The following is a 15,103-nucleotide window of genomic DNA, read 5'->3' on the forward strand; positions in this document are numbered from 1 at the left end:
TCCCCTCTACTTCCCCATCACCAGCCCGTCCTTCGCCGCGCCCCGGCTGAGCACCACCTCGCGGATCCGGTCGCGGTCCCCGGTCAGTTCGGCGCCCTGGGCGATCGCCCGGTTCAGGTCGACGACCCGGCCCGCGTCGATGTCGAACAGCTGGGGCACGAACTCCGCCCTGGCCACCTCCCAGCGGCCGCCGGGCCGGGCGGGCGGTACGAAGGTGAAGCGGCCGAGGGTGCTCTGGTTGCCGCCGGGGTCCTGGGTGCCGGCGTTGTCGTACATCTCGCCGGTGATCTGGTCGCCGAGCCCGTAGACCACCCAGGTGCCGTTGACCTTCTCGTACGCCTGCGGGGAGTGGGCGGCGGTGCCGAGGATCAGGTCGACGTCGGGGCGTCCGCCGGTGCGGGCGGCGGTGAGTTCCCTGGCCAGCGCCACCTGCTGCGGGTCGGGCGCGTCCAGACCCGGCGTGCCCCAGCGCAGGGACACCACGACGACGTCGGCGCCGGCGCTCCGGGCAGCCCGGGCGTCGGCCAGGATCCGGGCGGGGTCGGCGAGGTTCACCGCCCAGGGGTCGCCCGGCGGGAGCGGGACGCCGCTCGTGTCGGCGGTGTAGGCGAGGTGGGCGACCTTCGCCGGCCCGGCGCGCAGCAGGGTGACCGCGCGCGCCTCGGCGTCCGTGCGCGCCGTTCCCGCGTGCCGTACGCCGGCCTGGTCGAGGGTGTCGAGGGTGCGCTGGATGCCGACGGCCCCCTCGTCCAGGCTGTGGTCGGAGGCGGTGGAGCAACTGTCGTAGCCGGTCGCGGCGAGGCCCTGGGCCTCCTCGGGCGGGGAGTCGAAGGCCGGGGAGCCGGTCCGGTCGCCGAACACGGTCTCGATGTGACACAACGCCAAGTCGGCCCGGGACACGACGGGTTGAGCCCCGGCGAGCATCGGCCGGAAGTCGTAGCCGGTGCCGCCGGCGTCGAAGCGGGCGCGGTCCAGGACGGCACTGTGCGGGAGGATGTCGCCGGCGGCGACGAGGGTGAAGCCGCGGGCGGCGGGGGGCGCCGGACGGCCGGAGGCCTTCGAGTCGTGGTGCCGGCCCTGACAGGCGGCGGCCGCGGCGAGAACGGCTGCCAGGGCGACGGCCACCTGGCGTCTGCGTGCGATCATCGATTCACCCCACTGAGGTCATATTTACTCACCAATAGGTATGAACTTCACCGGCCCCGCAAACGACTTCCGGCCTCTGATGACCCGTCCGGTGTCCGCGTGCGGGGTGACAGCGGGTGACGCGGACCGTTCGTCGCACCGTTCGTCGACGCGATCGACCGTCCGCCGCAGCCCCCTGCGCGCGCCCTGTCCCCCGGGCGGCCCGCCGGGATGCCATACGGCCATGACGGCCGGACCCACGCTCACCAACGGAACGACCGCCGAGCACGAGCTCGCCGCACTCCAGCGCGAGCACGGCAGGCCGCTCTTCGCGCTGCTGCTCCGGCTCTGCGACGGCGACCGCCAGCGCGCCGAGGACCTGCTCCAGGAGACCCTCGTACGGGCCTGGCAGCACCCCGAGGCGCTGCGCGCAGACGACTTCGAGTCCGTACGGCCCTGGCTGCTGACGGTGGGACGGCGGCTCGCCATCGACGCGCGCCGGGCCCGGCAGGCGCGACCGCCCGAGGTCGGGGACGCGGTGCTGGAGAACGCACGGGTGTGTGCCGATCACGCGGAACGGTCGGCGGCGACGCTCGATGTGCGAGAGGCTGTGAAGACACTCACTCCGGAGCACCGTGAAGTCCTGGTGCTTGTGTACTTCCAGGGGGCGAGTGTGGCGGAGGCCGCGGCAACGCTCGGGATTCCGCCCGGTACGGTGAAGTCCCGCGCTTACTACGCGTTGCGCGCCCTGCGCCGGGTGCTACCGGGCTATGCGGCCGACCTGCGGTGAAACCGACTGATTAGTCAAACCTCCGTAAAGCGCCTTGCTGAGGACCCTGGTTGAGTAATCGGCTGTCCTCATCCGTGTTCCGGACTGGGGGGCTCGGGGTTCCTGACGGAGCCTCGGGCCGGGCGACGCGCACGCACCGGAGGAAGGCAGGAAGGGATGCTGCACAGAGGTCAAGAGAGCACGGACGGCACCGGTGGCGGTGAACTCACCGTCCCCATGGCGTGGTTGTACGCCGAGTACATCGCCGACGAGTTGTTGCGGACCGGCGACCTGATGCCGCCGACGTCCTTCGAGTTCCGCGCGGGGCGGGACGCGTTGGCGCTGACCATCTTCCTTTCCGACACCGACGGCGAACTGTCCGGTATCCGGGTGGTCACCCAGTTGGAGACCTGGCTTTCGCTCACGGCGTACGACCAGCCGTGGCAGGACTGGGTCCAGGAACGTATGTCCAAGTTGACGGCCGAGGCGGTCGCATCCCGCGCCGACGCACCGGATCTGGTGCTGGCGGAGGCGGCCTGGCGCTGGCTGGAGGAGACCGAGCTGCTCGCGCCCGATCTGGACGCGGTGCCGGGAGGCGGTCCGGTGACCGGTGAGGACGACGGGCCGAAGGTCTGGACGCCCGCCTGGCAACTGGGTCTGCCGCTCGGTCATCTCGCCATCCATCTTTTTTGAAACGGGGACCAATCCGTGGGCCCGACCGCTCCGAATGAGTTGATGGCGATTCTGTGTGTGCCTTGAGTGATTCGGCTGGCTGGTGCGTACCGATGGGAGCAAGGAGTAACCCCACCCGCACCTAACGGCACGAGGATTCGGCATGAGGTCCCTGGAAAGGCATCGCGACGTCGGCGCGTACGCGCTCGGCGTGCTGGACGAGGCGGAGGCCTTCCGCTTCGAGGATCACCTCATGGAGTGCACTAGCTGCGCGGCTCATGTGACCGAATTCGGTCCCGCCTCACGGCAGTTGATGCTGTACCGGCGGGCGACGCCGCGCTCAGTGCACCCCATGGCACAACCCGGGCCGCGGCTGCTGGACCGGTTGCTCGGCGAGGTGACCGCGCGTCACCGGGCCGGACGGCGTCGCTTTCTGTACGCCGTGGCCGCGTCGGTGGTGTTCGCCGTGGGCGGGCCCGCGGTCGCGTCTCTCGCCGGGCAGGGTGACGGGGCCGTGTCCCTCACCGCGACCGACGCGAAGTCGGGCGTGTGGGCGCAGATCACGGCCGCGGACGAGGGCTACGGCAGTGATGTGTCCCTGAAGATCAAGGATGGTGCCGGCCCCCGCTCGTGTCATCTCGTGGTCGTCGGCCGCGACGGTTCCGAGCAGACCGTGACCAGTTGGAACGTACCCGCGCACGACGCGACGATGATCACGATGCAGGGTGGCGCGGCGATGCACCCCGACGAGATCGACCACTACGACGTGCGGACCGCGGACGGCACGCGGTTGGTGCGGCTCACCGCGCACTGAAGTCCCGGCCCGCGGAAACCAGTTGGCGCAGGGCCCGCTCGGACGGGCTGCCCGGGTCCGCGGTGACGAAGACGACCTGCTGGTCGTCGTCCGGGACGGTGAGCACATCGCAGTTCACCCGCAGCGGGCCCGCCTCCGGATGGATCAGGGTCTTGGAGCGGTGGCCGGGCGCGTGCACCGGACCGGTGTCCCAGATCTGGGTGAACTCCTCACTGCCGGCGCGCAGTTCGGCCAGCAGCCGGGCGAGTGCCGGGTCGTGCGGATAGCGGTCGGTGGAGCGGCGCAGCCGGGCGACCAGGATGTGGGCGAACTCCTCGGCGCCCGAACTCTCCATGGTGCTGCCCAGGAATCTGCGGCGGGCCAGGTTCGGTCGCGCGCCGTAGTCCCGGCCGAATACGGCCGAGGCCGACGCGTTCGCGGCGATGACGTCGCAGAGGGCGTCGGTGACGATGGCCGCCGTGTCCGGGATGCGGCGCAGCAGGGCCGTCACATGCGGGCGGACCGTGCGCACCGGGGCGGCGAGCGGGGTCGCCTCGGTCCCGGCCAGCCGGAACATATGGCCGCGCTCGGCCGGGGTGAGCCGGAAGACTCCGGTGAGGGCGTCCAGGATGCGGGGGGACGGGCGCGGGCCGCGGGCCTGCTCCAGGCGGGCGTAGTAGTCGACGGACATGTGGGCCAGCTCGGCGACCTCTTCGCGGCGCAGCCCGAGGGTCCGCCGGGAGGGTTCACCGGGCAACCCGACATCGGCGGGCACCAATTGTTCCCTCCGCCCGCGCAGAAATCGGGCCAGTTCCTGTTTGCCGGTCATGGTGGCTCCCTCCGGCTGCCAGGGATCGGTTGTCCCTGGTTCGGCGGCCTCGGCTGCGGAATCGTCGTCCCTATGAACGATTCCACAGCACTCGTCACCGGCGCCAACAAGGGCATCGGCAAGGAGATCGCCCGCCTGCTCGTCGCCGAGGGCCTCACCGTCTACGTCGGCTCGCGCGACGCGGCCCGGGGAGAGCGGGCAGTCGAGGAACTGGGCGGCGGCGCACGCCTGTTGCCCCTCGACGTCACGGACGCCGACAGCATCGCGGCGGCGGCACGACAGGTCACCGCCCTGGACGTCCTGGTCAACAACGCGGGCATCATGGCCGGCGGCAGCCCGGCACCCGAGGCGGACCTCGACGACTTCCGCCGCACCTACGAGACGAACGTCTTCGGCGTCCTCGCGGTCACCAACGCCTTCCTCCCGGCCCTCCGCCGCTCATCCCACCCCCGCATCGTGAACATCTCCAGCGGAACCGCCTCCCTGACCCGAAGCACCGACCCGGACGGGGACTTCGCCCGGTCCGCCGGCGCGGGCGCCGCCTACCGCTCCTCGAAGACGGCCCTCAACGCCCTGACCGTCTTCTACGCCCAGTCCCTCGCCCCCGAGGGCTTCAAGGTGAACGCCCTCGCCCCCGGCCTGCGCAGAACAGACCTCAACGAACGAGCGGCCACGAGCGACGGCGACCCGGCGGAGGCGGCCCGGGGTGCGGTCGCCCTGGCACTGGTGCCGGATGACGGTCCTACGGGGCGGTTCGTGTCGTGGGACGGGACGGACGTTCCCTGGTAGCTACTTGAGGAGCTTCGACATCCGCCGGTCCGCCAGTGGCTTGCCGCCCGTCTGGCAGGTCGGGCAGTACTGGAGGGAGGAGTCGCTGAAGGAGACCTCGCGGATGGTGTCGCCGCAGACCGGGCATGGTTGGCCGGTGCGGCCGTGGACGCGCAGGCCGCTCTTCTTCTCCGCCTTCAGGCGGCCTGCGGCCACGCCCCGGGAGCGTTCGACGGCCTCGGTGAGGGTGGTGCGCAGGGCGGTGTAGAGGGTGTGTGTCTCGGCGGGGGTCAGGGACGACGCCAGTTTGAAGGGGGACATCTTCGCGGCGTGCAGGATCTCGTCGCTGTACGCGTTGCCCACCCCGGCGATCAGGGTCTGGTCGCGCAGGGCGCCCTTGAGCTGCCGGCGTTCGTCCTTGAGGAGTTCGGCGAAGCGTGGCTCGGTGAAGTCGTCGGCCAGGGGGTCGGGGCCGAGCCGGGCGACGCCCGGGACGGAGTGGGGATCGGCCACGACGTACACCGCGAGGCGCTTCTGTGTGCCCGCCTCCGTCAGGTCGAAGCCCTCACCGGTCTCCAGGGCCACGCGGAGCGCGAGATGACCCTTGCCCGGGCGGGGCGGGCCGTCCGGGAGGCGGTCCTTCCAGTGCAGCCAGCCCGCGCGGGCCAGATGGGTCACGAAGTGCGGGCCGCCGTCCGTCTCGACGTCCAGGAACTTGCCGTACCGGTGCACGGCCACCACCTCGTGTCCCTCCAGCGCGGTGGGCGGAGGGTCGTACGTCTTCAGGACGCTGATGGCGACGGGCAGCACCCGTACGATCTCGTGGCCGACGAGGTGTTCGGTCAGGAAGTCCTTCAGCGCTTCGACCTCGGGAAGTTCCGGCATACGTCCAGAGTGCCATCCGGGGCCCGTGCGGTCAGTTCCGCTCCGGCACCAGGAACTCGCACCACACGCACTTGCCGCTGCCCCGCGCCTCCACGCCCCACACGTCCGTGAGCAGGTCGACCAGGAGCAGGCCGCGCCCGGAGACCCCCTCGTCGCCCGCCTCCCGGCGGCGCGGGAGGGCGCTGGAGGAATCCTCGACCTCGACGCGCAGACGGCGGTCGGGGCCGGTGAGAACCCTGAGCGTGACGATCGCGGACCCCTCGGTGTGCATCAGCGCGTTGGTGATCAGCTCGTCGGCGACCAGTTCGACCTCGTCGGAGCGCTCGCCGGCGCCCCAGGCGCGGAGCGCCGCCCGGACCATGTGCCGTGCCTCGGTGAGGGCCGCGGCGTCGCCGGAGCCCACGTGCAGCCGGAGCCGGCCGCCGGAGCGCGGGGTGTCGAGGCCGCGCCGGCGCAGCAGGAGCAGCGCCACGTCGTCCTCGCCGCCGCGCTCCTCGGCCACGTCGATGAGCAGGTCGGCGAGATCGCGTACGTCGTCGGGGCCGGAGGCGACGAGGGCGATGAGGGTGTGCAGGCCGTCGTCGAGGTCCGCGCCGGGCTGTTCGACGAGGCCGTCAGTGCACAGCACCAGGGTCTGGCCGGGATCGAGTTCGATGGTGGAGACGGGGTATTCGAGCCGCCCGAACTCCGCGGACAGACCGAGCGGCAGCCCGCCTTCGACGGACACGCGCCGGCAGGTGCCGTCCAACTGCCGTACCAGCGGGTCGATATGGCCGGCCCGGACCACCTGGACCACTCCGGTGGACAGGTCGGCCTCGGCGTAGAGGCAGGTGGCGAAGCGGTCGGTGTCGAGTTCGTGGAGGAAGACGGAGGCGCGCGCCATCACGGTCGCCGGGGTGTGCCCTTCGGCGGCGTACGCCTTGAGGACGATCCGCAACTGCCCCATGACGGCGGCGGCGTGCGTGTCGTGGCCCTGGACGTCGCCGATGACCGCGCCGACCCGGCCGCCGGGCAGCGGGATCAGGTCGTACCAGTCGCCGCCGATGTCCCGGCCGGCCTTGGCGGACCGGTAGCGGACCGCGACGTCGGCGCCCGGCACGCTGGGGATGGCGCGCGGCAGCATGGCCTGCTGGAGGCCCTGGGCGAGGTCCTTCTCCTGCTCGTAGAACATGGCGCGCTGCAGGCTCTGCGCGATGCTGCTGCCCAGCGCGACGAGCACGTTGCGCTCGTCGGTGGAGAATCCGCGCCGGTCGCTGTAGAGCAGGCCCATGGCCCCGATCGGCCGGGCCTGGGCGATCAGCGGCAGATAGGCGGCCGCGGTGATGTTCAGGTCGGTGATGTGCGGCCAGAGGATCGGGTAGCGCTCGGCGAACTCCTCGGGCGACTCGATGAAGGCCGGGCTGAGGGTCCGTACGACGTCCCCCATCGGGTACGGCTCGTCGATCCGGGTGACTTCCGTGCCGGGCACGAAGCTGCCCTCGGGTCCTTCGGCGACCAGGCGGATCCGGCCGGCCTCGACCAGGCCCATGACCAGGCTGGTCGCGCCGAGGTGGACGAGTCCGTGGGTGTCCTTGAGGACGTCGATGACGTCCTGGACGGTACGGGCGTGCGCGAGGGCGGCGGTGGTGAGCTGGACGACGTTGGTCTGGTCGCGCCGGGCCGCGTCCTGGGCGGCCTGTTCGCGGCGGGCGGCGCTGTCGGCGAGTTCCTGGGTGGCGTCGCGGACGATGCCGATGATCCGGCGCGGGCGCCCCGTCTCGTCGCGGCGGATGTAGCCCTGGGTATGGGTCCAGCGCAGGGTGCCGTCGCGCAGCCTCATGCGGAAGTAGGCACCGTAGTTCTCGCTGCCGTCCTTCAGTGCCTGGGAGACGAGACCGTCGAGCCGGTAGCCCTCCGGCGGCGGTACCCGGATCGCCAGGCTCTCGGGGCGTCCGTCGTATTCGTCGGGGCGCAGGTCGAAGACCTCGTGAGCCTGGGCGTCCATGTGGAACAGGCCGTTGTCCAGGTCCCAGTCGAAACTGCCCATGCGGTTGAGCGCCAGGATCGGATCCGGGTGGGCGGGCCAGTCGTCCGGGAGTGACAGGGCGCTCGCTCCCCGATCAACCATGCGGCCCACCTTGCCAGGATTTGCCTGATTCTTCGACTTCTCCGACCACTTCGGGTACTGCGCGTGCGGTCAGCCGGCGAAGACATTCGTGGGGCTGTCGAAGATGCTGCTGGTGGTGTCGTCGGGGACCAGTCCGCCGCCGTCGGGCAGGTCGGGGGTCTCCGGGACGGTGGGCGGGCCGATCTCGTCGGCGGAGCCGGAGTCCTGGTCCTGGGAGGGCAAGGGTGCGGAGGGTGTCTCGGCGCTCGGGGTGGGCCCGCGCGGTGTGGGGGTACTGCCGGGCGGGCTGGCCGTGACGGTCGCGGTGGGGCAGCCGGTGGCGCCCGGGGGCGGCGCTACGGGGGCCGGGGCGCCGGTCGTGCCCGGGCTCACGGTGACCGTCGGGGTGGCGCAGTCGGAGGGCGATGTCTCCGGGACGGCGCTCGCACTACCGCTGGGCGCCGGACTCGTACCGTCGGATGCGGGCGGGACGCTGCCGGAGGCGCTCTCGTGGGGCGGTCGCGGAGAAGGGTGGGACGGCTTGGGGACCGGCGTCGGCGTGACCGCTGCCGGCGGCGGTACGACATGGTCGTGATGGGGCCCGCGATGGCCGAGGGGCCGTTCGATCCAGGTGTGGTGGACGATGTCGATGATCGTGACGTTGGTGATCACCTGGGGCGCGGGGGTCACCACGACCACCTCCGCGGGCCGGAACCCGGACCACGGCCGACCGCTGGTGCCGGAGCCGGCGCCCGCCACACCCGCCTTGAGCGGGTTGCCGCAGGCGCAGCGGACCCGGGGCACGCCCCGGTCGTCGACGAGGACGGCGGTGCCGGCCTGGAGGACCGACTGGAAGCCGGTGGCCTGTGCGTCCCGGAAGCCGTGGTTGGTGACCTGGGTGTCGGCGCGCAGCACGACGGAGGTCAGCCCGCGCAGATACGCGGGGATCGCGCCCTGGGAGATGCCCTCGGCCTGCGCGAAGGCGTGGGCCTTGGCCCGGTCGGCGGCGAGTTGGGCGATCTGTCGCTCGACGTCACAACTGCCGGTCCGCGCGGTCCCGCCGTACAGGCCGGGCGTGGCACCGGAGACGGCTCGCATACGGCCGGTGGACGGAGAAGCGGTCCGCTCAGGTGTCGACCGCGGTGTTCGGGTGACCCGTGGCATGGCGCTCGCGGCGGTGGCCGTGGAGTCCGTGAAGGGGTCGGGGCCCTGTGCCGCCGCGGGCTGCAGGAAGACCTCGCCGCTCGGCTTCGTGTCCTTGCCGCCGTCGCCGCCGCAGCCGGCGGCGAGGAGTGCCGCCGAGAGCGCGCAGGCCGTGGCGATGGTTCCGGTGGAGATGCGCACCGTGTTCTCCCGCCTCAAGCCGGGTGATTCGCCACTATTGTCTGCTTCACTCACTTGGGTTACGCAACCGGAGACATGGAATACGGAGAGTGACGGTCTGCTGATGCGCGACGATGGAGACAGGAGCGCACGGTCGTGGGATGGTTCACCGCACCCGACTACTGGCTGAGCCGGCTGGTCTTCCAGCGGGCCCTGGCCGGTGTCTATCTGTTCGCGTTCCTCACGGCGGCCCGGCAGTTCCGCGCGCTGATCGGCGAGCGCGGCATGCTGCCGGTCCCCCGGTTCGTCGAGCTGATCCCGTTCGGGCGGGCGCCGAGCCTCTTCCAACTCCACTACACGGACCGCTTCTTCGCGGCCTGCGCATGGACGGGCTGCGCGGTGTCGGTGGCCCTGGCCGCCGGTCTCGACTCCCAACTCCCCCTGTGGGGCGGGATGTTGCTGTGGCTGGCGCCATGGGCGCTGTATCTGTCGATCGTCAACGTCGGTCAGACCTGGTACGCGTTCGGCTGGGAGTCACTGCTGCTGGAGGTCGGTTTCCTGGCCGTGTTCCTCGGCAACGACGAGGTGGCCCCGCCGGTCGTGGTGCTGTTCCTGCTGCGCTGGATCCTGTTCCGGGTCGAGTTCGGCGCGGGTCTGATCAAGCTGCGCGGCGACGCCTGCTGGCGGAAACTGACCTGCCTGGACTTCCACCACGAGACACAGCCGATGCCGGGCCCGCTGAGCTGGTTCTTCCACCATCTCCCACGCCCCCTGCACCGGGCCGAGGTCGCCGCCAACCACCTCACCCAACTCGTCGTGCCCGTCCTGCTGTTCACCCCGCAGCCGATCGCGTCGGCCGCCGCGTCCCTGATGATCGTCACCCAGTTGTGGCTGGTCCTGTCCGGCAACTTCTCCTGGCTGAACTGGATCACCATCGTGCTCGCCCTGTCCGCGCTCAGGCTCCCCCACACACCGCCGTCCGTACCCGGGCCACCCGTCTGGTACGAGACCGTGGTCCTCACCGTCGCCGCCGTGCTGCTGTGGCTCAGCCGCCGACCGGTACTCAACATGATCTCCCGCCGCCAGATCATGAACCGTTCCTTCGATCCGCTCCATCTGGTCAACACCTACGGCGCGTTCGGCACCGTCGGCCGGATCCGCCACGAGGTGGTGGTCGAGGGCACGACCGACACCGTGCCCCGCGAGGGATCCGACTGGCGGGAGTACGAGTTCAGGGGCAAGCCGGGCGATCCGCGGCACTGGCCACGCCAGTTCGCGCCCTACCATCTGCGGCTGGACTGGATGATGTGGTTCGCGGCACTCTCCCCCGGCTACGCCGACCCGTGGTTCGGCGCCCTGGTGGAACGGCTCCTGGAGAACGACCCGGACACGCTACGACTCCTGCGCCGCTCCCCGTTCCCGCCCGGCGAACCGCCGCGCTTCGTCCGGGCCCGCCTCTTCCGCTACCGCTACACGACCTGGCGGGAGTTGCGGGAGACGGGCGCGTGCTGGGAGCGGACGTTCGTGCGGGAGTACCTGCCGCCCACACGGTTGGCGGACAGGGCTCAGAGACCGTAGACGCGGGTGGCGGTGCCCTCGAAGACCTCGGCGCGCTCGGCCGCACTGAGGTCTTCGGTCAACTCACCTGCCGCGTCCGCGACTTGGGCGTACGTCGCCGCCAGGGTGCATACCGGCCAGTCCGAGCCGAACATCAGCCGGCTCGGCCCGAAGGCGTCGAGCGCGGTGTCGGCGTAGGGGTGGAGGTCCTCCGTACGCCAGGTCTTCCAGTCGGCCTCGGTGACCAGGCCCGACAGCTTGCAGTACGTGTTGGGGAGCGCGGCGAGGGAGCGCAGGGGTGTCGCCCAGGGTTCGAGCTGTCCCGAGGCAATGGGCGGCTTTCCCAAGTGGTCGAGGACCAAGGTGAGTTGAGGAAGGGACACGGCCGCCTCGGCGCAGGCGGGAAGCTGGTGGTGCAGAACGAGCAGGTCGTACACGAGTCCCGCGTCGGCCACCGCGGCCAGGCCCCGGAGCACGTCCGGGCGCAGCAGCCAGTTCGGGTCGGGCTCGCCCTGCACCTGGTGGCGGATGCCCTTCAGGTGGTGGCCGCCCGGTAGTTCGCGCAGGCGGGCCAGTTCGTCGGCGATGTCCGGGCGGGTGAGGTCGGTCCAGCCGACGACTCCGGCGATGATGTCGTGCGCGTCGGCGAGGGCGAGGAACTCCGGGGTCTCCTCGGCGACGGTGACCGTCTGGACGAGGACGGTCCGGTCCACGCCGACCGACCGGGCCTCGGGTTCGAGGTCGGTCACGGTGAAGTCGCGGCGGAGCGGCTGGAGTTCGGGAACGGTGATCCAGTCCTGGTCGCGGACCGAGAGGTCCCAGACATGGTGGTGGGCGTCGACGGTCATGGCAGCTCCCATACGACGGGCAGGCCCGCGTCGGTGCCCTCGCTGGAGTAGTCGTGGACCACGTCCAGGAGTTGGGTCATCCGCGCCTGCCAGGCGACGTTCACCGGGAGCTGGTCCAACTCGGCGAGCAGGCGGGCGTAGTCCTCGCAGTCCAGGACGTGGAACAGGTCGGTGCCGCTGCGCCAGATGGTCCAGGAGGTGGCGCCGGCGGCGCGGATCGCGGCGCTGAGTTCCTTGGGGACCTCGCGGTGGGCACTCTCGTACGCGTCGATGCGGTCGGCGCGCACCTTGGTGTGCAGGGCGACTCTCATGACGGCTCCTCCGGCGGTTTCTCGGTGGGGACGGGGGCGTCGGCCGGCAGGAGGTCCGTGTCCCGCAGCTCCTGCCAGAACGCGCCCGGTACAGGGGCCGCGAACTGCTCGGCGCAGTCCCGTACTTCGGCCTCCGAGCGGGCGCCGACGAGGACACTCGCCACGGCCGGGTGCGCGGCGCAGAAGGCCAGGGCGGCGGCCCGCAATGTTGTGCCGTGCCGCTCGGCCACGCCCTTCATGCGCAGGGCGCGGTCCAGCAACTCGGCCGGTGCCTGGGCGTAGTTGTACGTGGCGTCCGGCTTCGGGTCCGCCAGCAGACCGGAGTTGAAGGCGCCGCCAACGACGACCGACCGGCCGCGTGCCACGGCGGACGGGAGCAGTTCGGCGAGGGCGCTCTGGTCGAGCAGGGTGTAGCGCCCGGCGCAGAGCACCACGTCCACGTCCGTGTCCTGGACGAACCGGGTGAGCATCCCGGCCTGGTTCATCCCGGCGCCGATCGCGCCCACGACTCCCTCCGCACGCAGCTTCTCCAGGGCCGGATAGCCCTCGCGGAAGGCCTGTTCGGCGTGGTCGTCGGGGTCGTGGAGGTAGACGATGTCGACGTGGTCGAGTCCGAGGCGTTCGAGGCTGGCGTCCAAAGTGCGGCGGATCCCGTCGGCACTGAAGTCCCAGACGCGGTGGTGGGTGGCGGGTACGACGAAGCCGTTGTCGAGGTCGTCGCCGGTCACGGCCGCCACGGGTTCCAGGCGGCGGCCGACCTTGGTCGAGATGGCGTAGGACGAGCGTGGGTGCTCGCGCAGGGCGGCTCCGAGGCGGCGTTCGGAGAGGCCGAGGCCGTAGTGGGGCGCGGTGTCGAAGTACCGGATGCCTTGCTGCCAGGCGGTGTTGACCGCCCGGTGTGCCTGCTCGTCGCTCACCTCGGTGTACAGGTTGGCGATCGCGGCGCCGCCGAAGGCCAGTGCGCTGACCTCGACGCCGCTGCCGCCGAGGGTGCTCACTGGCCCACCGGCCTCAGACGCAGGCCCTGCATGCCGCCGTCGACGGCGAGGGCGGTGCCGGCGGTGGCGCCGGACAGCGGGCTCGCCAAGTAGGCGATGGCGCCCGCGACTTCGGCCGCCGACACGAGCCGGCCGGAGGGCTGGCGGGCGGCGAGGGCGGCGCGTTCGGCGTCCGGGTCGGGAGCCGCGTCGAGGAGGCGGCCGACCCAAGGGGTGTCCGCCGTACCGGGGTTGACGCAGTTGACGCGGACGCCCTCGCGGAGGTGGTCGGCGGCCATGGCCAGGGTGAGGGAGTACACGGCGCCCTTGGTGGCGCTGTAGAGCGCGCGTTGGGGAAGGCCAGCGGTGGCGGCGATCGAGCAGGTGTTGACGATCGCCGCGTGGGAGGACTCACGCAGGTGCGGGAGGGCGGCGCGGGCCGCGCGGACCATGCCGATGACGTTGACGTCCAGGACGCGGTGCCACTCGTCGTCGTCGTTGTCCTCGACGGTGCCCTGGGCGCCGATGCCCGCGTTGTTGACCAGGATGTCGAGTCCGCCGAGGTCGGCGACGGCGGACGCCACGGCCTGCCGTACGGACGCGTCGTCGGTGACGTCGGCGCGGTAGCCGAGCAGGGGCTTCTCGACGCTGGTGGGATCGAGGTCGAGGACGGCGACCTGGGCGCCGCGCTCGGCGAGGAGTTCGGCGGTGGCCCGGCCGATGCCGGAGGCGCCGCCGGTGACCAGGGCCTTGAGGCCCTCGAAGTCGGTCATGCCGCGTGTCCCTTCTGGCGGTCGAGGTCGGCGGCCCAGAAGGTGCCGCCGGGGAAGGTGTACCGGGCGATGGACTCGGGCCGCATGGTGGCCGAGAAACCGGGCGTGGTGGGTGCCATGTAGTGACCCTCGCGGATCACCACCGGATCGAGGAAGTGGTCGTGCAGATGATCGACGTACTCGATGACGCGGTCGTCGGTGGAGCCGGAGACGGCGAGGTAGTCGAACATCGAGAGGTGCTGGACGAGTTCGCACAGTCCGACACCGCCCGCGTGCGGGCAGACGGGTACCCCGAACTTGGCGGCGAGCAGCAGGATCGCGAGGTTCTCGTTGACTCCGCCGACGCGGGCCGCGTCTATCTGGAGGATGTCGAGGGCGCCGGCCTGGAGCATCTGCTTGAAGACGATGCGGTTCTGGACGTGTTCACCGGTGGCGACCTTCACCGGGGCGACGGCCGCGCGGATCGTGGCGTGGCCGAGGACGTCGTCGGGGCTGGTGGGTTCCTCGATCCAGTACGGGTCGAACTCGGCGAGGGCCTTGGTCCAGCGGATCGCCTCGTCCACGTCCCAGCGCTGGTTGGCGTCGATCGCCATCCGGATGCCGGGGCCGACCACCGAACGGGCCACCCGGCAGCGGCGGATGTCGTCGTCGAGGTCGGCGCCGACCTTCAGCTTGATCTGCCGGAAGCCGTCGGCGACGGCCTGGGCGGCGAGCCGGGTGAGCTTCTCGTCGTCGTAGCCGAGCCAGCCGGCGGAGGTGGTGTAGGCGGGGAAGCCGCGCTTCGCCAGGACGTCCCTACGGCCTTCGGCGCCCGCCCGGCCGCGCCGCAGGATCTCCAGGGCCTCGTCCGGGGTCAGCGCGTCGGTGATGTAGCGGAAGTCGATCTGGCTGACGAGCCATTCGGGGTCCGCGTCGGCGAGCAACTGCCATAGCGGCTTGCCGGCGCGCTTGGCGGTGAGGTCCCAGGCCGCGTTCATCACGGCGCCGACCGCCATGTGCATCACGCCCTTCTCGGGCCCCAGCCAGCGGAGTTGGCTGTCGCCGATCAGCTCGCGGTTCAACGACCCCGGATCCGCGCACAGTTGATCGACCGGCCGGCCGATCACATGGTCCCGCAGCGCGTCGATCGCGGCGACCTGGACGTCGTTGCCCCGCCCGATGGTGAAGGAGAACCCGTGCCCCTCGTGCCCGTCGGCAGCGTCGGTGCGCAGCACGACGTACGCGGCCGAGTAGTCGGGGTCCGGGTTCATCGCGTCGGAGCCGTCCAGCTCGCGCGAGGTGGGGAAACGGATGTCGTAGGTGTCGACCGCGGTGACACGTGCGGGCGGGCCGGGGGTCGGGGACACGGAAGGCCTTTCGGTCGGGTACAGGGATCCGGTGCCGTGCG

General features: G+C 71.4%; 15 protein-coding genes. 5 read left to right on the forward strand and 10 right to left on the reverse strand.

Features of this window, described 5'->3' with window-relative positions; all coding sequences use genetic code 11:
* Positions 1 to 6: 6 nt before the first annotated feature.
* Positions 7 to 1,146 carry a CapA family protein gene (locus tag AB0M63_RS24905; protein ID WP_366020934.1) on the reverse strand — a complete coding sequence of 380 codons (1,140 nt, stop codon included), beginning with the start codon at positions 1,144 to 1,146 and terminating at the stop codon, positions 7 to 9.
* A gap of 223 nt (positions 1,147 to 1,369) precedes the next feature.
* On the opposite strand from AB0M63_RS24905, the gene AB0M63_RS24910 reads away from it, so the two are divergent.
* The 3 genes from AB0M63_RS24910 to AB0M63_RS24920 all read left to right on the forward strand — a co-directional run bounded on the left by AB0M63_RS24910 (position 1,370) and on the right by AB0M63_RS24920 (position 3,380).
* Positions 1,370 to 1,915 (forward strand): sigma-70 family RNA polymerase sigma factor, encoded by a 546-nt coding sequence (locus AB0M63_RS24910; RefSeq protein ID WP_355911501.1) that lies wholly within the window; start codon positions 1,370 to 1,372, stop codon positions 1,913 to 1,915.
* Positions 1,916 to 2,071: 156 nt separating this feature from the next.
* Entirely contained in the window at positions 2,072 to 2,587 is a 516-nt protein-coding gene (locus AB0M63_RS24915) for a hypothetical protein (RefSeq protein WP_355911504.1), read from the forward strand.
* Positions 2,588 to 2,729: 142 nt separating this feature from the next.
* Entirely contained in the window at positions 2,730 to 3,380 is a 651-nt protein-coding gene (locus AB0M63_RS24920) for a zf-HC2 domain-containing protein (RefSeq protein WP_355911507.1), read from the forward strand.
* On the opposite strand, the gene AB0M63_RS24925 is transcribed toward AB0M63_RS24920, so the two are convergent.
* A complete protein-coding gene (locus tag AB0M63_RS24925) occupies positions 3,367 to 4,188 on the reverse strand; it encodes a helix-turn-helix transcriptional regulator (protein WP_366020936.1) in 822 nt (273 codons plus the stop codon). The genes AB0M63_RS24920 and AB0M63_RS24925 overlap by 14 nt on opposite strands.
* A 72-nt stretch (positions 4,189 to 4,260) precedes the next feature.
* Here AB0M63_RS24925 and AB0M63_RS24930 point away from each other — a divergent pair, with 72 nt between their 5' ends.
* The gene (locus tag AB0M63_RS24930; RefSeq protein ID WP_366020937.1) at positions 4,261 to 4,977 is read left to right on the forward strand and encodes an SDR family oxidoreductase; all 717 of its coding nucleotides are present in this window, start codon (positions 4,261 to 4,263) and stop codon (positions 4,975 to 4,977) included.
* Here AB0M63_RS24930 and AB0M63_RS24935 read toward each other — a convergent pair whose 3' ends face one another.
* From AB0M63_RS24935 to AB0M63_RS24945, 3 genes are all read right to left on the reverse strand, one after another.
* Entirely contained in the window at positions 4,978 to 5,841 is an 864-nt protein-coding gene (locus tag AB0M63_RS24935; RefSeq protein ID WP_366020938.1) for a DNA-formamidopyrimidine glycosylase family protein, read from the reverse strand.
* Positions 5,842 to 5,872: 31 nt separating this feature from the next.
* Entirely contained in the window at positions 5,873 to 7,948 is a 2,076-nt protein-coding gene (locus tag AB0M63_RS24940) for a SpoIIE family protein phosphatase (protein WP_355911518.1), read from the reverse strand.
* A gap of 69 nt (positions 7,949 to 8,017) precedes the next feature.
* Positions 8,018 to 9,271, reverse strand: coding sequence for a DUF6777 domain-containing protein (locus AB0M63_RS24945; protein WP_366020940.1), 1,254 nt, complete (start codon positions 9,269 to 9,271; stop codon positions 8,018 to 8,020).
* Between the two features lie 135 nt (positions 9,272 to 9,406).
* Here AB0M63_RS24945 and AB0M63_RS24950 point away from each other — a divergent pair, with 135 nt between their 5' ends.
* Positions 9,407 to 10,828: a lipase maturation factor family protein gene (locus AB0M63_RS24950; protein WP_366020941.1), complete on the forward strand. Its 1,422-nt coding sequence runs from the start codon at positions 9,407 to 9,409 to the stop codon at positions 10,826 to 10,828.
* Here AB0M63_RS24950 and AB0M63_RS24955 read toward each other — a convergent pair.
* The 5 genes from AB0M63_RS24955 to AB0M63_RS24975 are packed head-to-tail and all read right to left on the reverse strand — an operon-like array spanning position 10,816 to position 15,062.
* Positions 10,816 to 11,655 (reverse strand): amidohydrolase family protein, encoded by an 840-nt coding sequence (locus AB0M63_RS24955; protein WP_366020942.1) that lies wholly within the window; start codon positions 11,653 to 11,655, stop codon positions 10,816 to 10,818. The two genes, AB0M63_RS24950 and AB0M63_RS24955, sit on opposite strands and share 13 nt — an antisense overlap.
* On the reverse strand, positions 11,652 to 11,966 hold the full coding sequence (locus AB0M63_RS24960) for an L-rhamnose mutarotase (protein WP_355911529.1): 315 nt from the start codon (positions 11,964 to 11,966) through the stop codon (positions 11,652 to 11,654). The genes AB0M63_RS24955 and AB0M63_RS24960 overlap by 4 nt, the downstream gene beginning before the upstream one ends.
* Complete coding sequence (locus tag AB0M63_RS24965) at positions 11,963 to 12,964, reverse strand: aldo/keto reductase (protein ID WP_366020943.1); 1,002 nt, start codon at positions 12,962 to 12,964, stop codon at positions 11,963 to 11,965. The genes AB0M63_RS24960 and AB0M63_RS24965 overlap by 4 nt, the downstream gene beginning before the upstream one ends.
* Positions 12,961 to 13,716 carry an SDR family oxidoreductase gene (locus tag AB0M63_RS24970; protein ID WP_366020944.1) on the reverse strand — a complete coding sequence of 252 codons (756 nt, stop codon included), beginning with the start codon at positions 13,714 to 13,716 and terminating at the stop codon, positions 12,961 to 12,963. Before AB0M63_RS24970 ends, AB0M63_RS24965 begins: the two co-directional genes overlap by 4 nt.
* The gene (locus tag AB0M63_RS24975) at positions 13,713 to 15,062 is read right to left on the reverse strand and encodes an L-fuconate dehydratase (protein WP_355911539.1); all 1,350 of its coding nucleotides are present in this window, start codon (positions 15,060 to 15,062) and stop codon (positions 13,713 to 13,715) included. The genes AB0M63_RS24970 and AB0M63_RS24975 overlap by 4 nt, the downstream gene beginning before the upstream one ends.
* Positions 15,063 to 15,103 lie beyond the last annotated feature (41 nt).

It is taken from the genome of Streptomyces sp. NPDC051576 (assembly GCF_040681835.1).
In the GTDB taxonomy this organism is placed as follows: domain Bacteria; phylum Actinomycetota; class Actinomycetes; order Streptomycetales; family Streptomycetaceae; genus Streptomyces.

What these genes read in the sequence shown, in the direction of transcription:
- AB0M63_RS24915 (WP_355911504.1), top strand. Translation starts at nt 2,072, where the DNA reads ATGCTGCACAGAGGTCAAGAGAGCACGGACGGCACCGGTGGCGGTGAA.
- AB0M63_RS24935 (WP_366020938.1), bottom strand. Translation starts at nt 5,841, where the DNA reads ATGCCGGAACTTCCCGAGGTCGAAGCGCTGAAGGACTTCCTGACCGAA.
- AB0M63_RS24920 (WP_355911507.1), top strand. Translation starts at nt 2,730, where the DNA reads ATGAGGTCCCTGGAAAGGCATCGCGACGTCGGCGCGTACGCGCTCGGC.
- AB0M63_RS24930 (WP_366020937.1), top strand. Translation starts at nt 4,261, where the DNA reads ATGAACGATTCCACAGCACTCGTCACCGGCGCCAACAAGGGCATCGGC.
- AB0M63_RS24940 (WP_355911518.1), bottom strand. Translation starts at nt 7,948, where the DNA reads ATGGTTGATCGGGGAGCGAGCGCCCTGTCACTCCCGGACGACTGGCCC.
- AB0M63_RS24905 (WP_366020934.1), bottom strand. Translation starts at nt 1,146, where the DNA reads ATGATCGCACGCAGACGCCAGGTGGCCGTCGCCCTGGCAGCCGTTCTC.
- AB0M63_RS24960 (WP_355911529.1), bottom strand. Translation starts at nt 11,966, where the DNA reads ATGAGAGTCGCCCTGCACACCAAGGTGCGCGCCGACCGCATCGACGCG.
- AB0M63_RS24910 (WP_355911501.1), top strand. Translation starts at nt 1,370, where the DNA reads ATGACGGCCGGACCCACGCTCACCAACGGAACGACCGCCGAGCACGAG.
- AB0M63_RS24970 (WP_366020944.1), bottom strand. Translation starts at nt 13,716, where the DNA reads ATGACCGACTTCGAGGGCCTCAAGGCCCTGGTCACCGGCGGCGCCTCC.
- AB0M63_RS24925 (WP_366020936.1), bottom strand. Translation starts at nt 4,188, where the DNA reads ATGACCGGCAAACAGGAACTGGCCCGATTTCTGCGCGGGCGGAGGGAA.
- AB0M63_RS24955 (WP_366020942.1), bottom strand. Translation starts at nt 11,655, where the DNA reads ATGACCGTCGACGCCCACCACCATGTCTGGGACCTCTCGGTCCGCGAC.